Genomic DNA, 24,782 nt, shown 5'->3' with positions numbered 1-24,782 from the left:
CATGTTATTTCTCCTTAACGATTTAGGAAGCTAATTCATCAGTTTTTATTTGGAGTTTCTTCCTTAAATGATTGTACTCTCTTAATGCCACGATAAGAATTTACTATTGCTAAAATACTACCTAAAATAAGTGGCAACCATAATAACTGAGGCACATAGTTTAGTTGGTCTAATTGTTTGACTGAAGAGCTTTCTTCTAATGTCCAAAACTCTTGTAAGACTTGAAAACTAAAACTCATCATAAAGGTTGCAATTAGTAATAGGACGAAGCCAAGATAATGAATACTTGTTTTTTTTCTGATAAAGGCAAAAACAACATAGAGTAGCAATAAAAAAAGTGGTACTCCAAAAGCAAAATAGGGATTAAGCATCAAACCACTCCTTAATAATAGTTCATTCATTTATTTCTAATACTAATCATACTTTATTTTGGTTTTTTTGCAAAATTAAGTTGAGTAACCAGAGCTTTTAAATGACAAAGGCTTGTTTTTCAACTAAACTAAATTAGTGAAGGAGGGAATTTAATGTCAGCTTATGCAGAACCAATCAAGATTGCTTTGAGTATTTTTCCGATAGTAGCTTTTTTACTATCATTTATTTTTTTTGTATACGAGTACCGAAAGTATGGAACGTTTTTATTTCGCAGAGCCATCATCATTTATTCATTTATTTTTTATTTATTATGTGCCTACTTCTTGGTTATTTTACCACTACCTCCAAGAGCGGAAGTCGCTCAATATACAAGTCAATATTTAGAGTTACGACCGTTTTATTTTGTGGTTCGTTTTTTGAATGATACGGTCTTAAATATACGAAATCCTCATACGTATTTACCAGCGCTGAAACAAGGCGTTGTTTTAGAACCTATTTTTAATGTTTTGATGCTTTTACCATTTGGTATTTATCTAAGATATTATTTTAAATGTTCATTTAAAAAAACGGTGCTATTTAGTTTCTTATTATCGCTTTTTTTTGAATTGACACAATTGAGTAGTCTTTATTTCATTTATCCTAGGCCGTATCGTTTGGCAGATGTCAATGATTTGATCACCAATACGTTTGGTGGGATGGTTGGTTATTGGATTGCGCCGATGTTGACATTCTTCCTACCATCAAGGGATAAAATAGATGAAGTTGCTTATGAAAAAGGGCAGAGTGTTAGCTTGATTCGTCGCTTTGTGGCGTTTGCAATCGACTGGTTTTTGATTTCCATTGTTCAATCATTTGCCATTTTCTGTTCGAATTTCCTTCCATTTTATAAAAACTGGTCAAAGAGCTATCCAGAACTTTCTGATAGAGCTTGGTTTTTTATCATGGTGATCCTTGTATTTATGATTTTACCTACTTTGACAAACGGGGAAACAATCGGTAAAAAAGTGGTTCGGATTAAAGTTGTGGAAGAAGGACATGAAAAAATCCGGTTTAAAGCGCTACTCGTTCGATATGGCTGGCTATATATTGGGTATGGTTTGATTAGTCTGTACCTTAGTGATTCGGCCGGATTGCTTAATTCGTCCAATCGTCAACTACAATTAGTTAGTTTGATGCTGTTTCTATTCTGTTTATTTTTACTATTCTTGTTTGCCTTTAATATCTGTTATGTATTGATTCGCAGAAAAAAACGTCTTTTCTATGAGAATGCTAGCCACACTTATACGATTAGTACATTAAAAAGAGAGAAAAATTGACAAAAGCAACGAAGCAATCCCTGATTCTATGTTATAATGCAAAAGGACTTGAACAAGAACACTGAAAGAGGTGAGGAAAATGAGTTCATTTAAACAATTTCAATTTAACGAGTTTATTATGGAAGCATTAAAAGATAAAGGATTTGAGCAACCAACTGAAGTACAAGAAAAACTAATTCCTGTGATTAAAAAAGGAAAAAGCGTGGTTGGGCAATCACAGACAGGGAGTGGGAAAACCCATACGTTCTTATTACCACTAATGAATAAAGTGAATCCTCAGATTGATGAGGTTCAAATCGTGGTGACAGCGCCTAGTCGTGAACTAGCTAATCAAATTTATCAAGAAGCAGTTCAGTTAGCAAAATTTAGTCAGCCAGAAATTAGAGTGACAAATTTTGTAGGTGGAACGGATAAAAAACGTCAACTTAGTAAACTGAAAAATCAACAACCACATGTCGTAATTGGGACACCAGGAAGAATTTTAGACATGATGAATGAGCAAGCATTGAAAGTTCATACCGCTTTCGCTTTTGTTGTAGATGAAGCAGACATGACCTTAGATATGGGCTTTTTAGAAGAAGTCGATCAAATTGCTGCTCGCTTGCCTGAGCGTTTACAAATGTTAGTCTTTTCGGCAACTATTCCTGAGAAATTACGTCCGTTTTTAAAGAAATATATGGAAAATCCTGTTATTGAACATATTAAGCCTAAAAATATTATTTCTGAAACAATTGATAACTGGCTGATTTCTACTAAAGGGAAGGATAAAAACAAACTGATTTATCAGTTGTTGACAATTGGGCACCCTTATATGGCAATTGTATTTGCCAATACGAAACAACGGGTAGATGAGATTACTAATTATTTAAAAGATCAAGGACTAAAAGTTGCGAAAATTCATGGAGATATCACACCAAGAGAACGTAAACGCGTCATGAAACAGGTCCAAAATCTTGAATTTCAATATGTAGTTGCAACTGATTTAGCTGCTCGAGGGATTGATATTGAAGGAGTTTCTCATGTGATTAATGCTGAAGTTCCTTCTGATTTAGACTTTTTCATTCATCGTGTGGGTCGGACGGGTCGGAATGGACTTGATGGAATTGCAATTACATTGTATTCACCAGCGGACGAAGCTGCTATTTCAGAGGTGGAAAATTTGGGTATTCATTTCCAACCAAAAGAAATCAAAGGCGATGAGATTGTGGATACCTACGATCGTAACCGTCGGAAAAAACGAGAAAAATCAAAAGATGTTTTAGATCCAACCTTGATTGGTTTAGTGAAGAAGAAAAAGAAAAATATTAAACCTGGCTATAAGAAAAAAATTGACCGTGCGATTTCTGCTAGTAATAAACAAAAAAGAAAAATCGAACAACGTCAACAAACAAGAACCGCTAGAAAAGCGAAGAAAAATAGCTATAAATAGCCTTTAACTAAAAAAGACCTTAGAAAAATTGTATGTATTTTTCTAAGGTCTTAATTTTTTTATCAAAAGGTGAGCAGTTCAGTATCAAAGTCTTTTTTCATTTGAACGCATGGGATACCATCTTCGTAATATTCTTTAGAATTGATCTTATAACCTAATTTTTGATAAAAGTTTACCGCAGTCTTTTCAGCGGAAAGAACTGCGTTTGAAAATCCATCTTGTGAGGCACAACGTTCTATTTCGAGTAATAATTTTGTTCCTATTCCGGTTCCTCGGTACTCTTTTTTGACGCATAAACGATCAGGTTGAATGGTTTGTTCATCGATAATTTGAAAGCGGGCAGTTGCTAAAACCGTTGATTTTTCATAAACAACATAATATTTTTTCTCAGAAGCATCAATGGAATCAAATTCATCCTCTAAAGAAATACCTTGTTCCAAAACAAAAACGTCATAGCGTAATGCAAAAGCGGCTGCCTGATTCCAGCGCTCGTTTCCAAAATGAATATACATATAATCTTCTCCTATTTGAGGTATCAATGGTATAATAGTAACAGATTTCATTAAAGGATACGAGAGGTGAAAGCTTTTTGAAATTTTTTGAGGAACTAGAGTGGACGAATTGGAAAAATAGCTCAGATAGTGAAAAAGAAAAAATCATAACCAATGTTTTAGAGCAGTATTTGCCTAACCAGCTGAAGCTAACTAGTTGTATATTGGCAGATTTTGAACTTTATGGAATTAAATGTCGGACGTTTGAATTAGAATTAAATGATGAATTATATCTATTTATTCCTGGAAATCAAGAAGCGATTTTAGGCTGGGATTTAGGAGTAGAAGGTCTTAGACGACACGAATTGATTAATTGTTGTTCTGAAAACGATGATTGTGACGAAAAGATAGTCAATTCAGAAACGTTTAATGATTGTGAAGATCAACCAATCAATGACGCGACTGATTTGACGACGCTTGCTGGTATTTCTAATTATATTAATCAACATACTACTGAGTTAAGGAAAACGCCTATTCCGCCGATGATTGTACAGAAATATGCACTTCCAGTAGGAACAGAATTCATGGGGATTTTTGATACAATTACAGGTAGTTTTGAAGGAACGGAAGTCTTTTTTGACATTCACAAAGAAAGGCTTCATCAGTTACTGTTTCCTAAACTATCATTAGACGAGAGTTTACATTGGTCATTTCCAGAAACGATTTTGGAACCGAACAATTTTTATTTAGAAGGATTACCTGAGTCAAATCATTATCTGGTTTATAGTCAACGAACTTGTTCGTATCGTGAATTGAGTCAAGCGGTAAAAAATACTGGTTTTGACCTACTTACCGTAGATCAATGGGAGTTTGCTGTTGGCGCTGGAACACGTAGACTTTTTCGTTGGGGGAATGAATTATTGATCCCTGAAAATACTTTAGGCAAAAAAATACAATGGAAAATAGCTGGAGCAAATATGTTTGGCTTGGTGATCGATAGTACACAAAAAAGATTTGAATTGACCAAGGATCCTTCCGCTTTTAAACTAGGACCGCAAGAAAATCGTTCAGAACAGTTAATTGAAAATATGTTGCCATTATCGACGTACTATTGTTCAGATCATAGAATTTCTGATACGGCAATCTTAAACCCAGATCAGTACCTTTACCGAAAAGGAATCATTATCGAGTAATCAGATCAATTAATAGCTTAAAAAGTAGCCATTGCTTGTACAGGGATAGGCTGCATTTTATAAAAGATAGAGAAGCTATCATTGACAAACAAAGAAAAAATGCTTATAATTCAAAATGTCTGAAAGAATATATGACCTCAAGATGTGAGTTCAAAGAAACATTTCTCTTGGCTGAAAAGAAATGACTCGTAAGGAAATATGCTCTCTTTCTGAAAGAAGTGATAGAAATATCACCGTTGCCTAGCGTTATCAGGTAATAAAGAGGTAATGACTGGCGACGTCATTGCAAACAAGATGGTACCGCGAATTTTCGTTCTTGTATTGCAATAGATGGCGCTTTTTTTATTGTGTAAATGAGTTAACTTGTAAAGAAAGAAGGAATCAGTGATGAAAAAATTAACCAGTAGTCAAGTACGTCAAATGTATTTAGACTTTTTTAAATCAAAAGGACATACAATCGAGCCGAGTGCTTCATTAGTACCAGTTAATGACCCAACCTTATTATGGATCAATTCTGGTGTTGCGACCTTGAAAAAATATTTTGATGGTTCTGTCGTACCTGAAAATCCAAGAATCACGAATGCTCAAAAGTCAATTCGTACGAATGATATTGAAAATGTAGGGAAAACAGCTCGTCACCATACAATGTTTGAAATGTTAGGAAACTTTTCAATTGGTGATTATTTTAAAGAAGATGCGATTCATTGGGCGTGGGAATTCTTAACTTCACCTGAATGGATGGCTTTTGATCCAGAAAAGTTATATGTGACCGTTTATCCAAAAGATACAGAAGCAAAACGAATTTGGCATGAAGAAGTAGGTTTATCTAATGACCATATTATTGAAATTGAAGATAACTTTTGGGATATCGGTGCTGGGCCTTGTGGACCGGATTCTGAAATTTTTTATGATCGTGGCGAATCATTCAATGATGTCGCTGAAGACGATCCTGAAAATTATCCAGGAGGAGAAAATGAACGCTATCTTGAAATCTGGAACTTAGTTTTCTCAGAATTTAATCATCAATCAGATGGCTCTTATGAACCACTTCCACATAAAAATATTGATACAGGAATGGGACTTGAACGTATGGTTTCCATCGTTCAAGACGCACCAACAAACTTTGAAACAGATTTATTTATGCCGATCATACATGAAGTTGAAAAATTGAGTGATCATAAAAAATATGGTGAAAATCCTGAAACAGATATTTCATTTAAAGTGATTGCCGATCATATTCGCGCATTATCGTTTGCGATCGGTGACGGTGCGTTACCTTCGAATGAAGGTCGCGGCTATGTTTTAAGACGTTTATTACGTCGTGCAGTGATGCATGGAAAAAAACTAGGAATCAATGAAGCCTTTTTATATAAATTAGTTCCTGTAGTGGGCGAAATCATGGTTAGTTATTATCCAGAAGTGTTACAGCAAAAAGACTTTATTGAAAAAGTAGTTCGGACAGAAGAAGAACGTTTCCACGAAACAATCAATGAAGGCTTAGATATTTTAAATCAGCAAATTACTAAAGTAAAAGCAGCAAATGAAGATACCTTAAATGGAAAAGATATTTTTAAACTTTACGATACGTACGGATTTCCTGTTGAACTAACGGAAGAAGTAGCGGAAGATGCTGGTTTGAAAGTTGACCATGCAGGATTCGAAAAAGAAATGGATGCTCAACGAGAACGTGCACGTTCTGCACGTAGTAAGGAAGCATCAATGGGAATTCAATCAGCCGTTCTGACTGATCTTAAAGTTGAAAGTCGTTTTGTTGGCTACTCTACTCTTGAAACAACAAGTAAACTCCTTGTTATTTTACAAGATGAAGCATTGGTGAATGAATTATCTGATGGACAAGCACAAGTGATTTTTGCTGAAACGCCTTTTTATGCTGAAATGGGTGGACAAGTGGCTGACCATGGAGTGATTAAAGATTTAACAGGAAATACGGTAGCTCAAGTGACTGCGGTTCAAAAGGCCCCAAATGGTCAATTCTTGCATACTGTTGAAATTTTAGGGAAACTTGAAGAAGGAACGGAGTATCATCTTCAAGTAGATGAAAAAATGCGTAATCGCATTTTGAAAAATCATACAGCGACTCACTTATTGCATCGCGCATTAAAAGATATTCTAGGAGATCATGCGAACCAAGCAGGTTCATTAGTGGCACCAGGACATTTACGTTTTGATTTTACTCATTTTGGTCAAGTAACAGCGGAAGAATTAGTCCAAATGGAAGCAATCGTCAATGAAAAAATTTGGGAAGCTATTCCAGTTATTACTTTGGAAACGGATATTGATACAGCTAAAAATATGGGCGCGATGGCTCTTTTCGGTGAAAAATACGGTAAAGAAGTTCGTGTTGTCAATATTGGTGAGTATTCAATCGAGCTATGTGGCGGAACGCATGTAAGCAATACAGAAGATATTGGTATTTTCAAAATTGTATCTGAATCAGGAATTGGCGCTGGTGTTCGTCGGATTGAAGCCGTAACAAGTAAAGAAGCATATGAATTGATGAACGAGGAAGAAAAACAATTAAAAGCAATTGCTTCAATCGTAAAATCACCACAAATTAAAGAAGTTGTTTCTAAAACAGAACAATTACAACAACAATTGCGTGATTTACAAAAAGAAAATGAACAACTTGCAGGGAAATTAGCGAACCAACAAGCAGGTGATATCTTTAAAGAGGTTAAAGAAGCGAATGGTTCTACCTATATTGCTGCACAAGTGAATGTAAAAGATATGAATCAATTAAGACAATTGGCGGATCAATGGAAACAAAAAGAACTTTCAGATGTACTCGTTTTAGCAACAACCCAAGATGGAAAAGTTAATTTATTAGCTGCTATGACTAAAACAGCCAATGAAAAAGGACTTAAAGCAGGCGATTTAATCAAAACAATTGCACCATTAGTTGGCGGTGGCGGTGGCGGTCGTCCTGACATGGCTCAAGCTGGTGGGAAAAATCCTGCTGGAATTCCAGAAGCATTGAATGAAGTTGGAAATTGGTTAACTAAATAATCAATTTTCATAAGTAGTTCTTATTTTACGAAACCTAATTTCTAAGAGAGCAATACTTAACTAATAAGTAGTTTCGATTGCTCTCTTTTTGCTAATTGAAACATAGGTGTGAAAGTAAGAAACCAGAAAAGAGGAACCTAGTAAAATGGATATTTATTTAAAAAAAGCAATTTTGCATATTATCGATCGAGAAACTGGAACACCGGTATTCTCTGAAAAAGAATTGGATTTAACTACCGAATTTATTCGCACCTATTTATCAAGTAAAATAACAAAACTTTCAACAGCACAGACAAAAACGGGAATTTTAGCCCAAGAAAGTTCGTTTGTTGAAAAATTAAGAGGAATTCCCAATGATTTTGTAAAGAAAAGTCAAGATTTGGCGCAACACTGGTATGATGTTTATTCTGGAAGTGAAGACGCACCTAGCGCTGATGTCTTATTCATTCTCTATGAATTAGATACGGTGATGCATTTAGCGATGATTAAATTGAACTATAAAGAAAGCTATACACATTATGTTGATTATGAAGATGAAGCAGTTTATAACAAATTGATTATCAATCGTGCAATTTTACCATCAAAATCACAAAAACCTGATGAAGGAATCACTGTAGATTTGGATTCATTAGCTTATGAATTATTGGAAAAACGCTATGAATTTTCTGGCGAAAAAATTTGGTATTTTTCGGATAAAGTGATTGAATCTCAACCTGCGCCATCCATTGAAGAAAATATGAAAGAGATCAAAAAAGCAGTCAAACGAATCGGCAAAAAGTTTAATGAAGATGAGTTTGAATTGATTGCTTCAGTCAAGGAAGCGGTGTACGAAAGTATTGAGGAAACTGGAACCATTGACAATGAACAAATAGCTGAACAAGTTTTCAAAGAAAATATTTCAGCAAGAATGGCTTATCAAGAAGAAGTCAATGAATCAAAGTTTGTCGATAAAACTCCACCAGTTAGAGAAGCCAGAGAAATTTCAGAAAAAAAATTCGGCAAACAAAAATTAAAAATGAGTAATGGCATTGAACTGATTGTCCCAATTGAGGTTTATCGAAATGGTGATTTGATTGAATTTGTGAATAATCCAGATGGAACAGTTTCAATCGTCTTAAAAAATATCGAAAAAATTAGTAATCAATTGTAACTAGTAGCTAGATAATTTATTAATAAGCAGGTATTCAAGCTATTAAATAGTTTTACAAAAAAAGATGATTCATGAACTGAATTTTTAATTAAATCAGTCATAGATCATTTTTTTTGTTATTCTTGATTTATTTTGTCAAGAGCTTTTTCAGGTACTTCTTTTTCAGCAACTTCTTCCCAACTTAAAACGCCTTTTCTTGCATTTACTTTTAGTTTTAAATAAGCATTCATTCGCAAAGGACTGTCTCTATATTCATACAGTTTTTGTTCGGTTTTATTTCCATCTGCATCAAAAGCTATTTGCGAATAAGTAAATTGTTTATGTTGTTCGCCATTATCCGCAATGTCAGTGCTTTCTTCGCCAACAGTTTCGATTTTTGTATAGTATGCTTTACCGCCAAAATAATAATTATAGCCAAACCATGCGATAGCCAAAAGAAGTATTAATGGAATAACGATTTTTAGAATTTTTTTCATATGTCTCACCTCTGAATACTAGTATGCCAATTTTTGATTCATTTGGCTATTGAAGTGCTTAATTTGTTTAAGAATAAAATAAGGAAGAAAATTTCAACAAAAGCACATCCTCACAATTAGTTGAACGTTTTTCTTGATAAAGAATACTATGTAAAAATTTCAACAAGCTTTAAATAAAGAATTCATGGAATTTTCAAATCCTATAAACACTTTTTTTTATTAAGCATGGTACAATAAAGCTAAGAAAAGTAAGGGGGAGTTTATCAAATGCCTTTATATGGTGTTTTACATCCAAGCTATTTACTAGTTATTTTAGGCTTAGTTATTTCAATGGCTGCATCAGCCTACGTGAATAGTACATTTAGAAAATATGACAAAGTTAGAAGTAAAAATAATGTGACAGGTACCTCGGCTGCCCAGTATATTTTGCAATCCGAACATATTACCGATGTTGGTGTGCAACAAATTGCAGGAAACCTAACAGATAATTACAATTCTGGAAATAAAATGTTAAGTTTATCTCAAGCGACGGCTCAATCTACGTCAGTTGCTGCTATTGGTGTAGCTGCACATGAGTGTGGGCACGCGGTACAGGATCACACCGGTTATAGCCCATTAAAAATTCGTTCAGCGATTGCGCCAGTTGCAAGTATTGGTTCTTCAATGTCTTTTCCAATTATTATTTTAGGTGTTATCTTAAGTTGGAATCAAACCTTAATTAATGTCGGAATTTTTGCTTTTTCATTAGCGTTGATTTTTCAACTAGTAACTTTACCAGTCGAATTCAATGCTTCAAGACGCGCATTAAAAATTTTATCGGATGGTAATTTGCTAACGGCAGAAGAAGTTCCGATGGCAAGAAAAGTTTTAATTGCCGCCGCACTTACGTATGTGGCAGCAGCACTATCGACGTTTTTACAGTTATTACGTTTAATTATTTTATTCGGTGGGAACGATCGTCGTAAATAAACCGTCTTTTTCTAAGTGAAAGTTATATTATTACCTCAATAATAGAGAGTGTGTTATGATAGAATAAACATGGATTAGGGAGCTGATAATGATGGAAACAACAAAGAAAATTAGTATTGGTTTAGGAATTGCAGCAATCGCAAGTGTATCAGTTGCTGTGCTAGCTTCAGAAAAAATTGCTAAGAAAATTTATCATGTGTCAAATCGTTGCAAAGCAAAAAAATTGGTCAATGATAAATTTAATGGCAATGAAAAGCTATTAAGTATCGTAGACGATTTATCCGATGATGAATTAGATTCTATTTTAAATGTACTAGCAAAAGTTAAAGATAGTCGTGAAAAAATTGCCGATTATGGTGAATCAGTTAAAGATAGTGCGGAAAATGTGAAAAATCGTTTTATGACATTTATTGAAGAATTAATCTAAACGCAATAGACTACTAAATGTCCTGTACGAACAAATTAAAAGCTCAGAACAAAGCTGTTGCAGCGATGTTTTGAGCTTTTAATTTGTTGTCGATTTTTAAAGGTACTATTACCGAAGTGGGTGAGACAAAAGTAAAATCACTTTTGTTTTATCCTTTAAAACCGAACAAACGGTGGTGCAAAAGCAGCTTCTTCGGAAATAAGCCGAAATTTACCAGAAATTTGAAGAACAATTTTCGGAAATTCCTTCTTATTTCTCAAAGCTACCCACTTTTGTCCCAACCTCTTCAGTTTTCACAGATTAAACAAACTTTTTTTATAATTAAAACTGTTAGGTTGAAAGTAATAAGTAACAAAATAATAAATCGTCCATTTTTTTTAAAGAGAGACCAGTTTGTTCTCCAAATTTATCTAGTCGGTAATGAAGCGTGTTTCTATGCATAAATAAATCTTTTGCAGCAGAGCTAATATTCCCTTGGTTTTTCCAGAGTGAGACAATAATATTTTGCATATCTTGGTCAATTACATCATTTTGCTTCCAATGTTGCATGATTAAACTTTTCGAGACCGCTTCTTTAGTAAAATAATGTAAGGCTACATCTGAAAGTGAAAAAGTTGTTTGTTGCTTTTGATATTTTCTTTCGTTCTTAAAAATCATTTGTTCTTCATAAAAAATTTCGGTAGAAAAATGATCGAAAGCAAAGAAATTGCCGATAAATACTGCTGTAGATGAATCAAAATCGGCATCTAAAGTTAAGAAAATACTTTGTAGTTCTTCTAGTGAAAAATGATTTTTATTATATTCTTCAATTAACACACCATCATTTTCGCTAAAAAAGAAGAAGTCAAGTTGGTTTTGAAAAATTTCTTTAAGACTATGTTGCCATTCACTTTGTAGAAAGTCTTTTGGTTTTTGAATATGGAAGTGAAAAATACGAAAAGTACCCTGGTAGTCTACTGTTTGGTTGCTAAAAAGATAAAGATACCAAGGGTGTTGATCTGGATTTACTGCAAATTCCTTAAGAGGAAATAAGTGTTTTAGTAATTTGCTTTCAGATTCCGAAAGTATTTCTTCATCAATCAGATAGTATTTTTCATCGATAAATAAAGAAAGTTTCTCTTTTGAAGCAGTTGTTGAAATACTACCAGTTGGATAAAGTTGAATTAGTTCCTCGATTTTCATAGACACACCTCACCAAACTATTGTAACATGAAAAAGATAAAATAGTTATGGGAACATTTAAGATAGAAGGTGTAAGCACGATGAATGAAAAAAATTCTTCCTTAACACAGGCAGAAAAAGAGCAATTTATGAAAGTGGCTATACAAGAAGCAAAAAAAGCTGAAGAGTTACTAGAAGTACCAATCGGTGCAGTAGTTGTACTTGATGGGAAAATCATTGGAAAAGGACATAATTTAAGAGAAAAAACGCAAGATGCAACGGCTCATGCTGAGATGATTGCAATCAGAGAAGCATGCCAAGGAATCAAAAATTGGCGTTTAGAGCAAGCCCAACTTTTCGTTACACTGGAGCCTTGTCCGATGTGCAGTGGAGCTATGTTATTATCTCGTGTTGAAGAAGTTTATTATGGAGCAAGTGACCCAAAAGGTGGAACGGCTGGGACTTTAATGAATTTATTGACCGATCAACGGTTCAACCATATTGCTTATGTTGAAGCTGGAATTTTAGAGCAAGAATGTGGGGAATTGCTAACTAATTTTTTTAGGAAATTACGAACCGAAAAGAAAAAGCAAAAAAATGTAAATAAAGACTAGCCAAGAGAATAAAAATGCGGTATACTAAATCTTGCCGAAAGGCTAGGACAATGGTGGGCTTGTGAATTGTGTCAGATCTGGAAGGAAGCAGCACTAAGCAGGTGCCGCCATGTGTCTGAATAAAATTGATTATTAAAAGACTGTGAAGTCTTTTTTATTTTGTCTTGATAATATTTTCTGACAGATATTCATCTATATAAATAAAAAAAATAGTGTTTAAGTACCCATATTAAAAATAATCACGTACAAAAATTGTATTTTCTAAATTTTGTACGTGATTATTTATTTTTCTATAAATTAAATTAAATTTATTGCAATTTAATTTTAGGTAGTAAAAAGTTTTAAACTTAGTTTTCGAAGGAATAAACCATTAAGAGTGCTTTTTTCTATTTTTAATGACTACGATTCCTATTAAAAGAGCAATTATACTAATACCTATTGTTGTTAATAGTTTATTTCTCTGTTCACCAGTATTAGGAAAAATACCTTTTTTCTCAGCCTTTTTTTCTGAATCAGTTGATGCTGATACAGAAACATTTTCTGTAGAACTTTCAGAAGTATCATTATAGTAAGTACCTTCAGTTATATTCTGATTTAAGAAAAGTAGTACAAACATACCATTATCAGCCCAAAACTCAGGTTTACTTTTAGAAAAGTCATTAATCATATTAAAAAATTGTTGATTAGTAATACTATTTACTAAATTTTCATCTAAATCAAATCCGTAAATAAGTGATAGTCTTATTTGAGGGATGTACTGCTTCATTTCTTCAACCGTAAGCTCTCTGTAGTTTAAAGAATAAGATTCTTTTGGAATGGGTGAGGATCCGTATATTTTTAAGATAAACTTTGCGGTACCTGAAATATGTTGGCTTCCAAAATTTAATGAAACGTTTTTCGCATTTTCTAATTGTTCATCTGAGAGACTATCAAGCAACTCTTTTGTTAAACCATAATCAGGTACACATTCTAATAGAGATTGTCTGATAGTTTTTATCGTATCATCTTCAGCAGAACTATCAATTGTTTCAGTTATTGCCTCATTATTATTTTCAGATTTGGTCGATGAATCATTATCAGAAGATTCTATAGTACTTTCAGACGTATTTTTGATAACAGCCTCTTCTGCTGAAGCTATAGGGCAACTCAGTAACATAATAAATATACCGCAAGATAACCCAAACACTATTTTTTTCATAATAATCATTCCTTTCAATGAAATTGTAACACAAAAGAAATATTTTCGTAACATTAAATTCTTTAAGAATAACTTAAGAATGAGTTGTATTTATTTTTAATTGCTATTTATTGACTATCAATATGAGAACTATTTTATATATTTATATGTAATTTTAGTGTTCTATTTTGAAATATAAACTTCAATCTTCAATGTGATAAGATTAATCTCAGATAAATAATAAAATTGAACTTTTTTGACAAATCACATAAATTGTCGTTTTATCCGACAGTTTTTATGTGTTTTTTTTTATATAAAGGACTAAACTAAAAGAGTAAACCAGAGGAGGAGACAACATGTATAGAAGTAATGGAAACTATGAAGCATTTGCAAAAGCAAAGAAACCAGCAAAATCAGATGACGTATCAGCCTATTTAGTCGGATCAGGGTTAGCATCACTGGCAGCAGCAGCTTTTATGATTAGAGATGGACGAGTAGACGGCAAAAAAATTCATATTCTTGAAGAATTACCAATCGCAGGTGGTTCATTAGATGGAATTTATAAACAAGAATACGGATTTGTAATCCGTGGTGGACGTGAAATGGAAAGTCATTTTGAATGTCTTTGGGATTTATTCCGTTCGATTCCATCTTTAGAAGTAGAAGATGCTTCAGTATTAGATGAGTTTTATTGGTTGAATAAAGAAGATCCTAACTCATCTCACTGTAGAATTATCCATAATCAAGGCAAACAATTACCAACAGATGGAAAATTAACATTAAGCGAAAAAGCAATCAAAGAAATTTTAGATTTATGTTTAATGAAAGAGGATCAATTACAAGATAAAAAAATTACTGATGTATTTACTGATGAATTTTTTAAATCAAATTTTTGGACCTATTGGTGTACTATGTTTGCCTTTGAAACATGGCATTCAGCAATGGAAATGCGCCGTTACTTAATGCGTTTTATACATCATATTGATGCTTTAGCTGATTTTTCATCATTAAAATTTACTAAATATAACCAATATGAATCACTTGTTCTACCGTTGTTAACTTATTTGAAAAATCAAGGTGTCGATTTCCAATATGATACAAAAGTTGAAAATATTATGATCACAACCAAAGATAATGAAAAACTTGTAGAGCGCTTGATTTTAACTGTCAGCGGAGAAGAAAAAGTGGTTGAAGTTTCAGAAAATGATTTGATTTTTGTAACAAATGGTTCTATTACAGAAAGTTCAACTTATGGAAATAATCATACTCCAGCTCCTGTTAGTCATGAATTGGGTGGTAGTTGGAATTTATGGAAGAAATTAGCTGCTCAAGACTCAGCTTTTGGTCATCCTGAAAAATTCTGTGAAAACCTACCAGCTGAAAGTTGGTTTGTTTCTGCAACAATTACAACATTAGATGAAAAAATTGCTCCTTACATTGAAGCAATCAGTAAAAGAAATCCTTATGCTGGTAAAGTAGTTACTGGCGGAATTGTCCATGCAGAAGACTCAAATTGGAAATTGAGCTATACGCTAAATAGACAACCGCATTTTAAGAAACAACCAAAAGATGAGTTAGTCGTTTGGTTTTACGCTCTTTTATCAGATAAAGAAGGAAATTATATCAAAAAACCAATCACTGAATGTACTGGGATTGAAATCGCACAAGAATGGTTATATCATATGGGCGTTCCATTAAATGAGATTGAAGATTTGGCAACAAACTCTTGTAACACGGTTCCATGCTATATGCCTTACATTACTTCTTATTTTATGCCTAGAGCAATTGGTGATCGTCCATTAGTTATTCCTGAAGGCTCAAAAAACCTTGCCTTTATTGGTAACTTTGCAGAAACAGAAAGAGATACTGTTTTTACAACAGAATACTCTGTTAGAACTGCGATGGAAGCTGTTTATACACTTCTAGAAATTGATCGTGGCGTACCAGAAGTCTTTGCTTCTTCTTATGATGTTCGAGTTTTACTAAAAGCATTCTACTATTTAAACGATCAAAAAACATTACCAGAAATAAAAGTTCCATTAGTTGCAGGAATGGTTGAAAAACATGAGTTGAAGAAAATTAAAAATACATTTATTGAAGAATTATTGCAGGATGCAAAATTACTCTAAAATAAAAAATTTGTCCTAAGTGTTACAGGCTAAAAGTTAAAATAAGCTACACCTCACTATAAGAGTAAGAAATATCTAAAGAAAAAATTCAATGTTGAATAATTTCTAATTAGCGTTTCTAAACTTTTTGTAAGGTGTAACTTATTTTTTTAGATTTCGTTCTGTATTTATTATGGATGAGACAAAAGTAAAAAATACTTTTGTTTTATCTTTTAAAACCGAACAAACGGTGCTGTAAAAGCAGCTCCTTCGGAAACAAGCCGAAATTTACCAAAAATTTGAAGAGCACCAAGTAGGAATCATTCAACATCGAAAGGGAACCTTTCGTGTTTCTTGTCATTTTCGGAAATTTCTTCTTGTTTCTCGGAGCTAACCGCTTTTGTCCCAACCTCATTTCAAATTTATTCTTTGTCTTCAAAAATTTGAAAACCATAGTCAATAATATGTTCTTTTAAGTACTCTAAATATTGTTTTGCCATCGAAGATAAGGAACTATTATTCGGACAAATCCAGCCAATCGTCATCGATTCATCTACCTCTAAAGGCAATGCTACAATATTTTCATCATTCAATTCCCGACTCAAAACTCCTGAACTGATTGTATAGCCATTTACACCAATTAAAAAGTTGAAAAGAGTTGCTCGATCACTTACACGAATACTTTTTTTATGATAACGAGTACTTAAAATTTCTTCCGAAAAGTAAAAAGAATTAGATTGTCCTTGCTCAAAAGAGAGATAAGGGAAATCTTCTAAATCTTTTAAAGTAACTGTTTTTTTCCCGACAAGCGGATTTCTTTTACTAACAAAAACATGGGGATAAGCCATAAATAAAGGATAAAAAGTTAGTTGCTTTTCTTTCAGCAATTTGCGAATTACTTGTTCATTGAAATTATTTAAGTAAAGGATACCTAATTCACTTTGCAGACTACTAACATCTTCAATAATATTATTTGTTTGAGTTTCACGAAAAGTGAATTCATATTCATTTTTTCCATAAGTTTTAATCAGTTGAACAAAAGCATGAACGGCAAAGGCATAATGTTGAGCAGAAACTGAAAATAAACGGCGTCTTGTACGAGTTCCTTTATATTTCTCTTGCATCAACTCTACTTGTTCCAGAATTTGACGTGCATAGGCCAAAAAAGCAACACCATCTGAAGTCAAAATCATTCCTTTTTGCGTGCGTTGGAAAATTTGAATACCCATTTCTTGTTCTAATTCCTTTACGGCATTAGACAAACTAGGCTGAGTGATAAAAAGATGTTTCGCAGCTTCATTGACCGAACCTAGCTCAGCAATTTTAACAACATAATCTAGCTGTTTGATTCTCATCGTGTCCTCCTCCTATGTCTGAATTTCAAACAAGTTCAATTGAATTGATTATAGCATAAAGCTTAATCCGAATAACTATGATAAATAAATAAAAAACAATTGTAAAAACGCGAAATTCGTCGTTACAATTGTTTTTATTGAAAACAGAGAAAAATAATTTTTAAATTATTAAAATATTTTGATAAAGCATTTTCTATATTTCAACCTGAATGACTTGAACTCCTTGTTTTTCAATTTCTCTAATGACCTCTAAAGGTGCAAAGCTATCAGTAATCAAATAATTAATCGTTTTAATTCCACCACTAGTAAAATTTGACGAAAAACCGATTTTACGATAATCAGCTACAACAATTACCAAACCATTTGTTCGTTCGATAATCAATGAATTGATTTTTGATTCATGGAGCACAGAGGTTGTGATACCGTTTTCAACGCTTAAGCCTGAACAGCCAATAATCGAAATATCAGAAGACATTTTTGAAAAAGAATCGATAGCAATATCACCAACAAGTGCTTCTTTAGGAAAACGAATTTCTCCGCCAGATAAAATGACGGTTGAATTTGGATTGTGATCTAAATTAGCGACTTTTACATTGTTAGTCACGATTGTTAATCGCTTATCTTCTAAATTTTTTAGAGAAGAGAGTGCAGTAGAACTGGTGTTGATAAATAATGTATTTCCCTCTTTTACGAATTCAGCCGCCTTTTTAGAAAGAGCCGCTTTTAAAAGTTCTAGCTCTTCGTTTAAATCCTCTGTACCTGTTTCTTTTACTAGCTGAGCTTTTCCGTGAAGTCTTCGAACCTGTCCCATTTTTTCTAAAGCGATCAAATCTCTTCGGATAGTAATCTCAGATACCATTAGAAGCTCACTTATTTCCTTTACGAGCAAAGTATTTTCTTTTTTTAACAGGTCAATTAATTTGGCTCGTCGCTCTTTGATTGTTTTATCAGAACTTTTCATAAAATCACCCCTATATAATTTTGCATGAAAATAATTGATTAACCATAATAACATTCTTTGTTTATCGAATAATGAGAAGAGATAGCTTTTCAATAGAAAAAAGGCTCTGTTTTTTGTAGATACTATCATAATTGACAAAATATTAAAAATATTTATTACTGAAAAAGCCAACAGTGTTGTATACCATTTATGAAAACTATATCATAAAAAGTGTTTTATGAACATAAAAAAATTTTTTAACGATATATAATCGTATAAAAAAAAATAAACGTTCTTAAAAGTTCATAAACGATCTTAAAATATGATTGAAAACGGTTTAAAAAGGGGTAGAATTAAAAGTGTAAAAAAGATTACCAAAACGGAGGGATTTATCAATGGCAAGTATTAATGACGTAACAAAAGAAAGTTGGATTTTAAGCACATTTCCAGAATGGGGCACTTATTTAAACGAAGAAATCGAACAAACTGAGGTACAAGCAGGCACGGTATCTATGTGGTGGTTAGGTTGTACAGGTATTTGGCTTAAATCTCACGAAAATACAAATATATTATGTGATTTATGGTGTGGAACTGGTAAACGTTCACATGGCAATGGCAAAATGAAAGAAGGTCATCAAATGATGCGTATGAGTGGTTGTGAAAATATGCAACCTAACTTGAGAACGCAACCATTTGTGATTGATCCGTTTGCAGTAAAAGATGTTGATGCATTAGTTGTAACGCATATTCATTCGGATCATTTAGATATCAACACAGCAGCAGCCGTTCACCAAAATTGTCCGAAAGCTCGTTTCATTGGACCAAAAGAAGTGGTAAATACTTGGTTAGGCTGGGGTATTCCAGAAGAAAAAACAACAATTGTAAGACCTGGTGATCGTGTAAAAGTAAATGATGTAGAAATCGTTGCTTTAGAAGCTTTCGACCGTACAGCGTTAGTTACTTGTGAAGATCCTTCAGTCATTTTAAAAGGAAGCATGCCACAAGATATGGATGAAATCGCAGTGAACTATTTATTCGAAACAAGTGGTGGAAATATTTATCATGCAGGGGATTCTCATTACTCTAATATGTTTGCAAAACACGGAAATGAATATAAAATCGATGTTTGTCTAGGTGCTTACGGCGAAAACCCAAGAGGAATTACAGATAAAGTGACATCGGTTGATATGTTGAGGATGGCTGAATCATTAAATGCTAAAGTTGTAATTCCAGTTCATTATGATATTTGGGCTAACTTTATGGCGGATCCAAAAGAAATCACTGAAATTTGGAAATTTAAAAAAGATCGTTTAGATTATCGATTCAAACCATTTATTTGGCAAGTCGGCGGAAAATTCACTTATCCAAATGATAAAGATAAATTAGAATTTAATTTCTACCGTGGTTTTGATGATGTCTTTACAAGAGACAATGATACCCCGTTCCCATCGTTCTTATAAGAAAGGAGTTTTAACATGTTAAAGTATTTCCATGAAAATGAATTGGTTCGTTTTTGCGATGAAACCCCTAGTAATTGGGAGGAGGCAATTCAATTGAGTTGCCAAACATTACTAGAAAAAGAATATATCACGCAAGAATATGTTGATGAAATCATTGCTTGTGTGAAAAAACATGGGGCTTACATTGTAATTGTTCCAGGAGTTGCAATGCCGCATTCTTCAGAAGATAGTCAAGGCGTTTTAGGAACGGCGATTTCTTTTACTAAAATGAAAGAAGATGTTGTTTTTGAAGAAGGCAATCCTGAAAAAAATGCTCGTCTATTTTTCACTCTAGCAGCTAAGAATAGTGAAGAGCATATGGAAAATATCGCTAAATTATCTGAAATGTTAATGACAGATGGTTTAATCGAAGCCTTAAATGAAGTTGAAAATCAAACAGACTATGAAAAAGTAATGGCGGAATTTGATTTATAGAAAGAAGGGGAGAGAATGTCAACGATTTTAGATTTTCTAGTTAGCGCATGGGAATACTTCGCGACGAATATCTTAACACAACCAGCTTATTTAATCGGATTTATTGTATTGTTAGGGTACATTTTATTAAAAAGGCCTGTTCATGAGTGTATCGCAGGCTTTTTGAAAGCGACTGTTGGGTATTTTATCTTGAGTGTTGGTTCTGGCGGATTGGTCAATAACTTCAGACCAATCTTAGTTGGATTAAAAGAACGTTTTAACTTAGATGCGATGGTTACCGATCCTTATTTTGGGCAAAATGCAGTGGATGCAGGCTTAATGGAAACTTTTGGTAAAACATTTGGAGACGTCATGATTCTTTTGTTGATTGCTTTTGTACTAAATATTTTATTAGTTCGTTTTCAAAAATATACCAAGTTACGTGCCGTATTTACAACAGGGAATGTTCAAGTACAACAAGCTGCAACGGCCTTTTGGATTTTACTATTTTGTTTCCCTGATTTAGGTAGAATACAAGTATTAGTATGTATGGGTCTAATTTTAGGTTGCTACTGGGCTGTTTCTTCTAACTTGACGGTTGATATTACTCAAGACTTAACTGAGGGAGCTGGTTTTGCGATTGCCCATCAACAAATGTTTGGTGTATTCATTTTTGCTAAATTAGCTGAATGGATGAAAAAACGTGATCAAAGAAAATCTAAATCTGGAAAAGCAGATCGAAAATTAGAAGATATCGAATTGCCAGGATTTCTATCTATGTTTAATGAAAATATGGTAGCGACTTCATTATTAATGTTATTCTTTTTCGGTATTATTTTATTAGTTTTAGGACAAGATTATTTAGTTCAAGCTGAGTTTATGAAACCAGGTCAGAGTTTCTTATTCTATATTATGACTACTTCTTTAAACTTTGCGGTATACTTAGCTATTTTGCAATTAGGTGTTCGTACGTTCGTTGATGAGTTGACACAATCATTCCAAGGAATTTCAAACACGATTTTACCAGGAGCTGTACCAGGGATTGATGTGGCAGCTACATTTGGTTTTGGTTCACCAAACGCAGTAACTTTTGGCTTCTTATTTGGAGCATTGGGTCAATTCTTAATGATTGCATTATTGATTATTTTCCGTTCACCAACTATTGTCATTGCTGGATTTATTCCACTATTCTTTGATAATGCAGTTATTGCGGTATACGCAAATAACCGTGGTGGCTTTAAAGCTGCTTGCTTGTTCCCATTCTTATCAGGAATTATTCAAGTCGGAGGGTCAGCATTATTTGCTTCATGGATTGGTTTAGCAAAATATGGCGGTTACATTGGAATGTTTGATTGGGCAACCGTTTGGCCAGTATTCGGAGTTATTATGAAAGTGTTAGGTTATGTCGGAATTGCGGTTGTTGTGATCTTACTATTATTGATTCCACAACTACAATACCGTAGTAATAAAGAAGGTTACTTCATGATTGTTGAAGATTATGAAAAATACCAAGAAATGAAAGCTGAAGCAGAGTAAAAAACAAAAATATAAAATTATTTAGGAGGAAATGTAAATGAGAATTTTAGTATCTTGCGCGAATGGATCTGGAACAAGCTTAATGATGATGAGAAGCGTGGAAAAAGCAATGAAGGAATTAAGTGTACCAATCACCAAAATTCATCACTGTGCGATTTCTGAAGGGAAAAGTTCTGCTGGACAATATGATGTTGTTTTTACACCAGTAAATTTCTTAAATATGTTTGAACAGGCAGAGAAAAAAGGCGTGACGGTTATCGGAATTAAAAATGTTATGTCAGCCAAAGAAATTGGCGAAAAATTTGCTGAATCAGAATTATATAAATCACAAAAAAAATAAAAGAATGACGGAGTGTTAAAAATGGCAAAACCTAATTTACAAATTGCGTTAGATCACAATGATTTAGAAAGTGCGTTAGCAGATGTCATGAATGTTGGTGATATCGTTGATATTTTAGAAGTAGGAACCATCTTGTGTTTACAAGAAGGTCAAAAAGCGATTCGTTGTATTCGCAGTATGTTTCCAGATAAACGAGTTGTAGCTGATACAAAATGTGCGGATGCAGGTGGAACTGTTGCTAAAAATGTAACGGATGCTGGAGCAGATTGGATGACAGTCATTTGTTGCGCAACAATCCCAACAATGAAAGCAGCGGCTCAAGAAGTGAAAGAATTACAGGTTGAGCTTTATGGTGATTGGACATATGAACAAGCACAACAATGGTTAGATGCGGGCATTTCTCAAGCCATTTATCATCAAAGTCGCGATGCACTTCTTGCAGGAGAAACTTGGGGTGAAAAAGACTTAAATCGTGTGAAAAAATTAATCGAGATGGGATTCAGAGTTTCTGTTACTGGCGGTTTAGATGTTGATACTCTTAAATTATTTGAAGGAGTAGAAGTCTATACATTTATTACAGGACGTGGCATTACTGCAGCTAAAGATCCGAAGCAAGCAGCAAAAGATTTTCAAGCTGAAATCATTCGTATTTGGGGGCAGTAAATAGTGGCTACTTTAGGAATTTACGAAAAAGCATTACCCAAAAATATCAGTTGGCAAGAGCGGTTAATGTTAGCCAAGAAATTAGGTTTTGATTTTGTTGAAATGTCTATTGATGAAACAGATGAAAGATTAGCTCGTTTAAAATGGACTCAAAATCAGAGAGAAGAAATTACTGCAGCGATTTATGAAACAGGTGTCAAAATTTATTCAATTTGTTTAAGTGGTCACCGCCGTTTTCCTTTTGGCTCAAAGGATCCTGAAAAGAGAGAAAAAGCCTTGTTAATTATGCGACAAGCGATTGATTTAGCTTCAGATTTAGGTGTACGAACAATCCAGCTTGCTGGTTACGATGTTTATTATGAAGAGAAAACGGTACTATCAAGAGAATTATTTATTGAAAACTTGCAAGAAGCTGTAGCAATGGCAGCAGAAAAAGAAGTGGTTTTATCAATTGAAATCATGGATGATCCGTTTATCAATTCCATTAGTAAATTTTTAAAGATTAAACAACAAATCCCTTCACCATATTTGCAAGTATATCCTGATTTAGGAAACTTGTCAGCATGGCCTGAAAATGATGTTGTTTTTGAGTTAGAACAAGGAATTGATCAGATTTCTGCGATTCATTTAAAAGATACGTTAGCTGTAACAGATGACTTTGCAGGGAAATTTAAAGAAGTTCCTTTTGGGACAGGTTGTGTTGATTTTCTTGGCTGTTTAAAAACACTAAAACGCTTAGCCTATAATGGTCCATTTTTAATCGAAATGTGGAGCGAAACTAGTACAGAACCAGAAAAAGAAATCCAAGCGGCAAAAGAATTTCTCTTGCCCTATCTAAAGGAGGCTGGTTATCTAAATGAACAATGAGATTTTACAAGAAATGAAACAACGTGTTTTTGATGCAAATTTGGCTTTACCAAAAGCAGGTTTAGTTAAATTAACATGGGGAAATGTAAGTGAAATCAATCGTGATTTAGGGATTATCGTGATTAAGCCAAGCGGCGTTGACTATCAAACGATGAAACCAGAAGATATGGTTGTTACTGATTTAGATGGTAATTTGATTGAAGTTGGCTTAAAACCTTCTTCAGATTTAGCAACACATGTGGAGCTTTATAAACAATTTCCTAAAATCAATTCAGTAGTACACACGCACTCTAAAAATGCTGTAATGTGGGCACAAGCAGGGCGCGAAATCCCTTCTTATGGAACCACTCATGCAGATGCATTTTATGGACCAGTGCCATGTACACGTCAGTTGACGGATGAAGAGATTCAACGAGCGTATGAATTAGAGACAGGAAAAGTGATTGTAGAAACTTTTATGGAACAAGCGATCGATCCATTAGCGGTTCCTGGTGTTTTAGTTTATGGACACGGGCCCTTTACATGGGGAGAAACACCGAAAAAAGCGGTTGAAAACAGTATTGTTTTAGATGAAATTGCCGAAATGGCATTTATAACAGAAAATATTAATCAAACAATCCAACCAATTCCTCAATATTTATTAGACAAGCATTATTTTAGAAAACATGGTGCAAATGCATATTACGGGCAATAAAATTGTTGAGTTATAATTGTTGTACAAACTCAGTCAGATGCTAGTTTTGAACCTTAAAAGAATTCACACTAAATTTATTTTATGTGCTGAATTCTTTTGGTTCTATGTCAAATTGTGTTGGTGATATAAACAACTGAATAAAATCGTAAAGCTTGGAATAAAAATCAGAGACCTTCTGGTTTTGTTCTGAGCTTTTGTAGTAGTATATGAAGATTTCGCCAATTATCAGAGCAGCTGGCCGGAAGCGACTTGGCGAAACCCGCGCCAATTCCATTCCTAAATCGAGTCAAACCAGCTGTACTTAACCCTATAAAACAGCTGCTAATTCCCGATTTGCCTTTGTAGCTGCGAAGATGTTGGCTATATCCTCCTTTACTCTTGTGAAAAAATAAGACCTTGAATAATGTAAATACGTGAACGAAAATGATAGAAGTTAAGATACCCATAAGCCACTCTTTTAATTCCCTTGATTTTGTTGTTTAGTCCTTCTGTAATGCCATTTGAAAAAGGATGACAGAACGCATTTGTGATTCCTTGTTTGTGTTTCTTAAAGAAGGTGAGTTT

Annotated in this window: 24 protein-coding genes and 1 other RNA gene; 17 read left to right on the top strand and 8 right to left on the bottom strand. The window is 33.7% G+C overall.

Translation table 11 applies throughout. The annotated features are described in order from the left end of the window. Positions 1-38: 38 nt before the first annotated feature. Positions 39-371, bottom strand: coding sequence for a hypothetical protein (locus ACYSNW_RS17390; RefSeq protein WP_461746676.1), 333 nt, complete (start codon positions 369-371; stop codon positions 39-41). 153 nt (positions 372-524) lie between these two features. Here ACYSNW_RS17390 and ACYSNW_RS17385 point away from each other — a divergent pair, with 153 nt between their 5' ends. Further along, positions 525-1,688 (top strand): VanZ family protein, encoded by a 1,164-nt coding sequence (locus tag ACYSNW_RS17385; RefSeq protein ID WP_461746674.1) that lies wholly within the window; start codon positions 525-527, stop codon positions 1,686-1,688. Positions 1,689-1,767: 79 nt separating this feature from the next. Further along, the gene (locus ACYSNW_RS17380; protein ID WP_461746672.1) at positions 1,768-3,117 is read left to right on the top strand and encodes a DEAD/DEAH box helicase; all 1,350 of its coding nucleotides are present in this window, start codon (positions 1,768-1,770) and stop codon (positions 3,115-3,117) included. 62 nt (positions 3,118-3,179) lie between these two features. Here the strand turns inward: ACYSNW_RS17380 and ACYSNW_RS17375 are convergent, their stop codons facing one another. Continuing rightward, on the bottom strand, positions 3,180-3,629 hold the full coding sequence (locus ACYSNW_RS17375; protein ID WP_461746670.1) for a GNAT family N-acetyltransferase: 450 nt from the start codon (positions 3,627-3,629) through the stop codon (positions 3,180-3,182). 77 nt (positions 3,630-3,706) lie between these two features. Here ACYSNW_RS17375 and ACYSNW_RS17370 point away from each other — a divergent pair, with 77 nt between their 5' ends. The 3 genes from ACYSNW_RS17370 (at position 3,707) to ACYSNW_RS17360 (ending at position 8,978) form a co-directional block, all read left to right on the top strand. Beyond that, the gene (locus ACYSNW_RS17370; protein WP_461746668.1) at positions 3,707-4,801 is read left to right on the top strand and encodes a DUF7278 family profilin-like fold-containing protein; all 1,095 of its coding nucleotides are present in this window, start codon (positions 3,707-3,709) and stop codon (positions 4,799-4,801) included. A gap of 387 nt (positions 4,802-5,188) precedes the next feature. Continuing rightward, positions 5,189-7,828, top strand: a complete 2,640-nt coding sequence (gene alaS, locus ACYSNW_RS17365; protein WP_461746666.1) for an alanine--tRNA ligase — start codon at positions 5,189-5,191, stop codon at positions 7,826-7,828. A gap of 145 nt (positions 7,829-7,973) precedes the next feature. Continuing rightward, positions 7,974-8,978, top strand: coding sequence for a nucleoid-associated protein (locus ACYSNW_RS17360; protein ID WP_461746664.1), 1,005 nt, complete (start codon positions 7,974-7,976; stop codon positions 8,976-8,978). Positions 8,979-9,094: 116 nt separating this feature from the next. On the opposite strand, the gene ACYSNW_RS17355 is transcribed toward ACYSNW_RS17360, so the two are convergent. Further along, the gene (locus ACYSNW_RS17355) at positions 9,095-9,454 is read right to left on the bottom strand and encodes a YxeA family protein (protein ID WP_461746662.1); all 360 of its coding nucleotides are present in this window, start codon (positions 9,452-9,454) and stop codon (positions 9,095-9,097) included. A gap of 267 nt (positions 9,455-9,721) precedes the next feature. Between ACYSNW_RS17355 and ACYSNW_RS17350 the strand changes: the two genes are divergently transcribed. Together ACYSNW_RS17350 and ACYSNW_RS17345 are read left to right on the top strand one after the other, a co-directional pair. Beyond that, positions 9,722-10,423 carry a zinc metallopeptidase gene (locus ACYSNW_RS17350; RefSeq protein WP_461746660.1) on the top strand — a complete coding sequence of 234 codons (702 nt, stop codon included), beginning with the start codon at positions 9,722-9,724 and terminating at the stop codon, positions 10,421-10,423. 91 nt (positions 10,424-10,514) lie between these two features. After that, on the top strand, positions 10,515-10,850 hold the full coding sequence (locus ACYSNW_RS17345; RefSeq protein WP_461746704.1) for a hypothetical protein: 336 nt from the start codon (positions 10,515-10,517) through the stop codon (positions 10,848-10,850). 330 nt (positions 10,851-11,180) lie between these two features. On the opposite strand, the gene ACYSNW_RS17340 is transcribed toward ACYSNW_RS17345, so the two are convergent. Further along, positions 11,181-12,032 (bottom strand): helix-turn-helix domain-containing protein, encoded by an 852-nt coding sequence (locus ACYSNW_RS17340; RefSeq protein ID WP_461746658.1) that lies wholly within the window; start codon positions 12,030-12,032, stop codon positions 11,181-11,183. Positions 12,033-12,112: 80 nt separating this feature from the next. Between ACYSNW_RS17340 and tadA the strand changes: the two genes are divergently transcribed. Both tadA and ffs read left to right on the top strand, forming a co-directional pair. Beyond that, positions 12,113-12,625, top strand: a complete 513-nt coding sequence (tadA, locus tag ACYSNW_RS17335; protein WP_461746656.1) for a tRNA adenosine(34) deaminase TadA — start codon at positions 12,113-12,115, stop codon at positions 12,623-12,625. Between the two features lie 40 nt (positions 12,626-12,665). Beyond that, an RNA gene (ffs, locus tag ACYSNW_RS17330) (signal recognition particle sRNA small type) lies at positions 12,666-12,750 on the top strand. 245 nt (positions 12,751-12,995) lie between these two features. On the opposite strand, the gene ACYSNW_RS17325 is transcribed toward ffs, so the two are convergent. Then, on the bottom strand, positions 12,996-13,823 hold the full coding sequence (locus tag ACYSNW_RS17325; RefSeq protein WP_461746654.1) for an LPXTG cell wall anchor domain-containing protein: 828 nt from the start codon (positions 13,821-13,823) through the stop codon (positions 12,996-12,998). A gap of 335 nt (positions 13,824-14,158) precedes the next feature. On the opposite strand from ACYSNW_RS17325, the gene ACYSNW_RS17320 reads away from it, so the two are divergent. Continuing rightward, positions 14,159-15,931: an oleate hydratase gene (locus tag ACYSNW_RS17320; protein WP_461746652.1), complete on the top strand. Its 1,773-nt coding sequence runs from the start codon at positions 14,159-14,161 to the stop codon at positions 15,929-15,931. A 401-nt stretch (positions 15,932-16,332) separates the two neighbouring features. Here the strand turns inward: ACYSNW_RS17320 and ACYSNW_RS17315 are convergent, their stop codons facing one another. Then, positions 16,333-17,265, bottom strand: coding sequence for a LysR family transcriptional regulator (locus ACYSNW_RS17315; protein WP_461746650.1), 933 nt, complete (start codon positions 17,263-17,265; stop codon positions 16,333-16,335). A gap of 193 nt (positions 17,266-17,458) precedes the next feature. Next, a complete protein-coding gene (locus ACYSNW_RS17310; RefSeq protein ID WP_461746648.1) occupies positions 17,459-18,226 on the bottom strand; it encodes a DeoR/GlpR family DNA-binding transcription regulator in 768 nt (255 codons plus the stop codon). A 374-nt stretch (positions 18,227-18,600) separates the two neighbouring features. Between ACYSNW_RS17310 and ulaG the strand changes: the two genes are divergently transcribed. The 7 genes from ulaG to ACYSNW_RS17275 are packed head-to-tail and all read left to right on the top strand — an operon-like array spanning position 18,601 to position 24,218. Further along, entirely contained in the window at positions 18,601-19,665 is a 1,065-nt protein-coding gene (gene ulaG, locus ACYSNW_RS17305) for an L-ascorbate 6-phosphate lactonase (protein ID WP_461746646.1), read from the top strand. Between the two features lie 15 nt (positions 19,666-19,680). Next, positions 19,681-20,139, top strand: coding sequence for a PTS sugar transporter subunit IIA (locus ACYSNW_RS17300; RefSeq protein WP_461746644.1), 459 nt, complete (start codon positions 19,681-19,683; stop codon positions 20,137-20,139). Positions 20,140-20,154: 15 nt separating this feature from the next. Then, on the top strand, positions 20,155-21,654 hold the full coding sequence (locus tag ACYSNW_RS17295; RefSeq protein WP_461746642.1) for a PTS ascorbate transporter subunit IIC: 1,500 nt from the start codon (positions 20,155-20,157) through the stop codon (positions 21,652-21,654). Between the two features lie 37 nt (positions 21,655-21,691). Next, on the top strand, positions 21,692-21,994 hold the full coding sequence (locus ACYSNW_RS17290; protein ID WP_461746640.1) for a PTS sugar transporter subunit IIB: 303 nt from the start codon (positions 21,692-21,694) through the stop codon (positions 21,992-21,994). A 21-nt stretch (positions 21,995-22,015) separates the two neighbouring features. Next, positions 22,016-22,657 (top strand): 3-keto-L-gulonate-6-phosphate decarboxylase UlaD, encoded by a 642-nt coding sequence (locus ACYSNW_RS17285; RefSeq protein ID WP_461746638.1) that lies wholly within the window; start codon positions 22,016-22,018, stop codon positions 22,655-22,657. A gap of 3 nt (positions 22,658-22,660) precedes the next feature. Continuing rightward, complete coding sequence (locus ACYSNW_RS17280) at positions 22,661-23,524, top strand: L-ribulose-5-phosphate 3-epimerase (RefSeq protein WP_461746636.1); 864 nt, start codon at positions 22,661-22,663, stop codon at positions 23,522-23,524. Continuing rightward, positions 23,514-24,218, top strand: coding sequence for an L-ribulose-5-phosphate 4-epimerase (locus tag ACYSNW_RS17275; RefSeq protein WP_461746634.1), 705 nt, complete (start codon positions 23,514-23,516; stop codon positions 24,216-24,218). The genes ACYSNW_RS17280 and ACYSNW_RS17275 overlap by 11 nt, the downstream gene beginning before the upstream one ends. 372 nt (positions 24,219-24,590) lie before the next feature. Here the strand turns inward: ACYSNW_RS17275 and ACYSNW_RS17270 are convergent. Then, a partial coding sequence (locus tag ACYSNW_RS17270; protein WP_461746632.1) for a transposase occupies positions 24,591-24,782 on the bottom strand: 192 nt, incomplete at its 5' end.

It is taken from the genome of Enterococcus sp. LJL99 (assembly GCF_054871725.1).
This window is presented reverse-complemented; position numbering and strand designations above follow the sequence as displayed.